General features: G+C 68.9%; 6 protein-coding genes. 3 read left to right on the top strand and 3 right to left on the bottom strand.

What is annotated here, in order from left to right; genetic code table 11:
• Window positions 1-178 precede the first annotated feature (178 nt).
• A complete protein-coding gene (locus ABZT17_RS44910; protein ID WP_356357962.1) occupies window positions 179-550 on the bottom strand; it encodes a hypothetical protein in 372 nt (123 codons plus the stop codon).
• Window positions 551-881: 331 nt separating this feature from the next.
• A complete protein-coding gene (locus ABZT17_RS44905) occupies window positions 882-1,244 on the bottom strand; it encodes a hypothetical protein (RefSeq protein ID WP_356357961.1) in 363 nt (120 codons plus the stop codon).
• A gap of 54 nt (window positions 1,245-1,298) precedes the next feature.
• Between ABZT17_RS44905 and ABZT17_RS44900 the strand changes: the two genes are divergently transcribed.
• Window positions 1,299-1,436 (top strand): LuxR C-terminal-related transcriptional regulator, encoded by a 138-nt coding sequence (locus ABZT17_RS44900; protein WP_356357960.1) that lies wholly within the window; start codon window positions 1,299-1,301, stop codon window positions 1,434-1,436.
• 161 nt (window positions 1,437-1,597) lie between these two features.
• Window positions 1,598-1,996, top strand: a complete 399-nt coding sequence (locus ABZT17_RS44895) for a DUF4440 domain-containing protein (protein WP_356357959.1) — start codon at window positions 1,598-1,600, stop codon at window positions 1,994-1,996.
• An 880-nt stretch (window positions 1,997-2,876) separates the two neighbouring features.
• On the opposite strand, the gene ABZT17_RS44890 is transcribed toward ABZT17_RS44895, so the two are convergent.
• A complete protein-coding gene (locus ABZT17_RS44890) occupies window positions 2,877-3,662 on the bottom strand; it encodes a helix-turn-helix transcriptional regulator (protein WP_356357958.1) in 786 nt (261 codons plus the stop codon).
• Window positions 3,663-3,739: 77 nt separating this feature from the next.
• On the opposite strand from ABZT17_RS44890, the gene ABZT17_RS44885 reads away from it, so the two are divergent.
• Complete coding sequence (locus tag ABZT17_RS44885) at window positions 3,740-4,747, top strand: LLM class flavin-dependent oxidoreductase (RefSeq protein ID WP_356357963.1); 1,008 nt, start codon at window positions 3,740-3,742, stop codon at window positions 4,745-4,747.
• Window positions 4,748-5,001: the final 254 nt, after the last annotated feature.

Below are 5,001 nucleotides of genomic sequence, written 5' to 3'. Positions count from 1 at the left end.
GAGCGCCGGTCCCTCAACTCCGAGATCGTCTACATGCTTGAGGTCGCCCGCACCGCCGTGGACGGAGGCGACCAATCGCCCTGACGGCGATTACTCTTTCCTTGCCCTGCCCCGCAGGGGTCCGATTCCTCCCCCGGCCGGAAGGCCGGGGCATCCTCGGAAGAATCCGGTGAGCGCTTCAGCTGGCGAGTCTGTTCGCGGAGACCAGCCACCGCCAGCGTCGCCGCTCCGTGACGAGGGTGGCAGCGGCCAGGAGGGTCACGGGAGCCGCCGCCCAGGTGGGCCAGGCCAGCCAGGAGGAGACCACGGCCGCAGCAAGTTGCAGCACCACCAGCAGGATCGTGACCCAGCCCGGCACCGCGATGATCACGCTAGCCTTGTCCCCCGGGGTGGAGAACAACGTCGGAAGGCCGATCAGAGCCATCACAGACAGGGCGGCAAGCAGCCATGAGTGGTTGGCCAGGGCCCAGGGGGTGGCCACCCACGCAACGAGTTCCGTCGCGAAGCACAGGGCGGACGCAGCGCGGTCGTCCGGTCGTCTCAAGGTCATTGCCTCACCAGCAGCATCGGTCACCTGCGGACGATCTCACGGCGCGCGGCTCACTGCCAGGGGCTTGGAACGCCGCCGTCGCGGCATGGTTTGCCCGTCTACGCCCCGCCGAGGAGGCACGGCACGCTGAGCGCTTCAGCTGGCGAAACCCACCACCCGAAGCGCCCCTTACCTTGTTAGCGGGTCGAAGCCGGTCCTTCGTAGGTGATGGCGCTCCTGGAAAGCGGCTTCAAGGGTTCTCATCAACCCGCCGACGTGCAGGCGATGTTCCAGACCGCGTATGTGGTGCTACGCGACACCGGGGGCCGCCCCATCGAGTCGTGATCCGCCACTACCAAGCCGTACCTGCGGCTGGGGGTGACGGGTGGTGCCAGACGGGCTGTGCGCCGGAGGGTGCGTGCTCCGCCTTCTGGACCACCGCGTCGTGGACCACTCCGCCGTTCCCGGCCGAGGCCCGCCATCCGTCGTCGTCGGCGGTCCAGTCCAGGGGCGTCGGGGTGGACTCCGACACTTCGAGGAGGACGTCGGCGAGGTCGGCCAGAGTCCGGTACAGCGCGGCACGAACGGCGTCGGTGTGATGACGGCCCCACCGACAGGAGGTCCGTTCGGCGAGTTCGTCGAGAGGGTCGGGCTGTGCGGGGCGTTCCCGCGCCAGGGCCGCGCCGGCGCCCCATGCGAGGTCGTCGCGGGTCATGGCGGTGTCGCGGGCCAGCGTCCAGAGGTCGGCGGGGCCCAGGTCGTCGACCGTGTGCTCAAACTGTTCCTCTCACCGCGCACGGTCGGCTCCCACCTCTACCGAGTCTTCCCCAAGCTGGGCATCACCGCCCGCTCGCAACTCCGCGACGTACTCGAAGGCACCCTGTCGGATAACGACGCCCGGAGCTGACAGCCGCATACGCCTCAGATACGCGCTGCCGCGCGTGCCGCCTGCCGGGCGTCTCCCGACAGGGCGACGGCCGTCGCTTGTCGCATGATCTCGTGGGTGCCCTGGGTCGAAGTTGCCTCGACGCCATGTCCGTTGCCCCCTCGCGGTGTTACCGTCGCGCCATGTCCAAGATCGAGATTGACGCGATAGCCGCTGAGTTCTTCGGAGCCTTCGACAACCGCAGCGGCAAGACCGCGGACGTGGCCCGGATCCGGCGGCTGGTCATTCCGGGGGGTGTGATCGTGCTGACCGGGCCGAAGTACACGGTCTACACCGTGGACGAGTTCATCGAGCCGCGCGAACGCCTGCTCACCGATGGCCGGTTGGTCGAGTTCTCGGAGTGGGAGACCTCCGAGCGAACCGAGATCGCGGGCGACATCGCGTCGCGCTTCGGCGAGTACCGGAAAGCCGGCATCCTGGACGGCGAGCCGTTCGAGGGCGGCGGGACCAAGGCCATCCAGTTCGTCCGCACCCCGGAGGGCTGGCGGATCGCGGCGTTCTCCTGGTACGACCAGCCCTGAGGGTCCGCGGGCCGCGGCGGTCCCAGCAGGGCGGGCTGGGCCGTCACCCACGCAGCGAAGCTCCGGTTGAACGGGATGACCTTCCCAAGTCGCCTCGCACCACCGGAGCTTCGATGCGTCGTCAGTCTGCCGACGTCTGCCTGATCAAGTCGCCCGCTCTGGCGGATACCGCGGGGTTGTCGCTGGTGGAGCGGTCGCGGCAGTTGCCTGATCCGCGTCGACGCCGGGGGTGCGTCACCCGTTCGTCGCGGTGCTGCTGGTTGCCGCCTCCGGGCTCGTCGTCGGCGCACGCTCGCACACGGCTGTCGGCCGGTGGTCCGCCACCGCGCCGCAGCACGTCCTGGGCCGCATGCTGCCCAGGCCGTAGGGTCGTTGAGCGTTCACGTAGCGCCGAGTGCCGCTACGGTTCGGCGGATTGTCGGCCTGGTCCGCCCCGGCGGACTGGCCGATCTGACCGGCGCTGATCCTGCCGGCTCGGACTCGGTGGCGCTCGGCGACAAGGCTGCCCGCGGCTCCCGCCACGGCCAGACGCCCGCAGCCCACCTGCTGGCCGCGATGACCGGCGACGGCCGAACCGTCACCCCAGTTACAGATCCCCGACAAGACCAACGAAATCACCTGCTTCACCGTACTACTGGCGCCCCTCGCCCTGACCGGGGTCACCGTCACGGCCGGCGCCCTGCACACCCAGCGCGCGCATGCGCCCTTCCTGGTGGACGAGAAGAAGGCGCACCACCTCTTGGTGGTCAAGGCCAGCCAGCCCGAACCGCACCGCACGCTGCGATCACTGCCGTGGAAGGACGTCACCGCCCGTCCACCGCAACCGGCGACGTCGTGGGTGGTGGTTCGGACGTGCTCGTAGTTGACGGCAACGGCCGTATCAAGGCCGACTACATCCGGGCTCCTGACCGGCGCCGGCGCAAGCCGTTGTCCCGGCGGCTGCCGAGAGAGCCTCGGCCGTCGCCGGATCGGCCGGCAGGAACGCCTCCAGCTTCAGCTCGGCAAGCGTCACATCGACGGCGGTGGCGAAGGTCGTCACCGTCGTCATCAGGCGCAGCTCACCGTACGAGGACTGCAGACGGAGCGGAACGGCGAACCCCAGTAGTCCGGCGGACGGCTCCAGCTCGGGAACGTACCCGGTGAGTTCGGCGCGCAACTCCTCCAGGTGGTCAAGGCGCACCAAGATGTGGCGCGCCCATTCGGCGAGGTTGCGGATACGAGGGGCCAGGCCGTCGGGATGCAGCGCCAGGCGGTAAATGTTCGTGCCCGGGCCCACCAGCTCGGGGGCTGCACCCTCAGTGATCAGGTCGAATGCGGTGTTCGCGGCGATCAGGTCACCGCCCCGGTCCACGACCAGCGCCGGATATGGCAGGTGCCCGCGGAGGATGTGGTCGATTGCCGTGCGCACCGGAGCCAGCACCGGATCGTCCAGCGAGCTCTCGGGGTAGGCAGGCGCGTAACCGGCGGCCAGCAGCAGCTCGTTGCGCTCCCGCAGCGGCAGCTCCAGTGCCTCGGCCAGGCGCACGACCATGTTCCGGCCGGGGACAGACCTACCGGATTCAATGAAGCTGAGGTAACGCTGGGTGGTGCCCGCTCGCAGCGCCAGGTCGAGCTGGCTGAGATGACCGCGGGTACGACGTTCACGAAGCGTACTGGGGAAGTCCACGGGCCTGTTGTAGCGGCGCCGGAGGGTCCCAGGCCATTCCTCACAGGGAATTGTCGCCACTCGTACCGGTCGTGAACATTGCCGACATGGACATCGGTGTACTCCTTCCGACCGGAACCGCCCAGTGGGGCGATGCCGACGACCCTCGCGAGCTGATTGCCTTCGGACGGGACGCCGAACGCTCGGGCTTCTCCTCGCTCTTCGTCAACGACTCCCTGATCAGCCCACGCATCGAGGCGCTCACGATGCTGGCCGCGCTCGCCCCGGTGACCGAGGCCGTGACGCTGGGCACAGCTGCGCTCATGCCGTTCCTGCGTCGGCCGATCCAGGCAGCACAGTCACTTGCGTCGATCGACCTGCTGTCCGGTGGCCGGCTCACCGTGACCGTCGGCGCCGGCTTCCCCGGCCGATTCGGGCGGCCCCTGTACACGCTGTCCGAGCTACCGTGGGAAGGGCGCTTCGCCCGCTTGGACGAGACTGTCGCGTTGTGGCGGGCCCTGTGGGACGGCGCCGACGCCTTCCACGGCGAGATCTTCCGGTTCGATGGCATCCCGCCCACGACCAGGCCGTTCCGAGCCGGCGGCCCGCCTGTCTGGCTCGGCGGCGCGACACCCGCAGCGCTGGCCCGTACTGGCCGACTGTACGACGGATGGCTGCCCTACCCGCCTGACCCCGCCGACTACGCATCCGGCCTCCGCAACGTCCGCAAAGCGGCGGCCGACACCGGACGTACGACCGAGGACATCACCCCAGCGCTATTCGTCTCGGTACGGATCGACAACGACATCGAGAGTGGCCGTCGGGCACTGGGCGACTACGCGCGGGCCGCATACGGAATGCCGCTGGAGGAGCTGGAAAAGATCCAGGCAGTTGTCACCGGCTCCGCGGATCAGGTGGTTGAGCACCTGGGACGGTACGTCGCCGCCGGTGCTCGGCACATCGTCGCCCGCCTCGGTGCCCTGGACCTGCACTCCCAGCGCGACCAGCTCGAACGGATCGCAGACCTGATCCCCGCCGTCCAGGGGGCAGCTGATCACTCCACCTCGGAAAGCTCCTGTGAGTCTGGTCCAGCTGGCACGAAGTGACGATTTCGGGACACCCTCGCTCTGCTCCGTCAGTTCAAACACCTCGCCGTGCACCGGGAACGCCGCCTCGAACTTCACGACGCCCTCGTCTGCGGGGCTGCAGCCTCATCTGCCGGCGACGACTACTCAAGAAGGCCGAATCGTGATCACGTCACGCACTCATCGGGTCTCTCCTTCGTGGATACCCCCGGCTTCAGCCGGGGGAGGAAGCGAAGTTCCTGCGGAGCAGGGCAGGAAGAGCCGGTTCGCCGCCA

It is taken from the genome of Streptomyces sp. NPDC005648 (assembly GCF_040605395.1).
In the GTDB taxonomy this organism is placed as follows: domain Bacteria; phylum Actinomycetota; class Actinomycetes; order Streptomycetales; family Streptomycetaceae; genus Streptomyces.
Note: the sequence above shows the minus strand (reverse complement) of the source record. Positions and strands in the feature narration are given on the sequence as shown.

What these genes read in the sequence shown, in the direction of transcription:
- ABZT17_RS44910 (WP_356357962.1), bottom strand. Translation starts at nt 550, where the DNA reads ATGACCTTGAGACGACCGGACGACCGCGCTGCGTCCGCCCTGTGCTTC.
- ABZT17_RS44895 (WP_356357959.1), top strand. Translation starts at nt 1,598, where the DNA reads ATGTCCAAGATCGAGATTGACGCGATAGCCGCTGAGTTCTTCGGAGCC.
- ABZT17_RS44905 (WP_356357961.1), bottom strand. Translation starts at nt 1,244, where the DNA reads ATGACCCGCGACGACCTCGCATGGGGCGCCGGCGCGGCCCTGGCGCGG.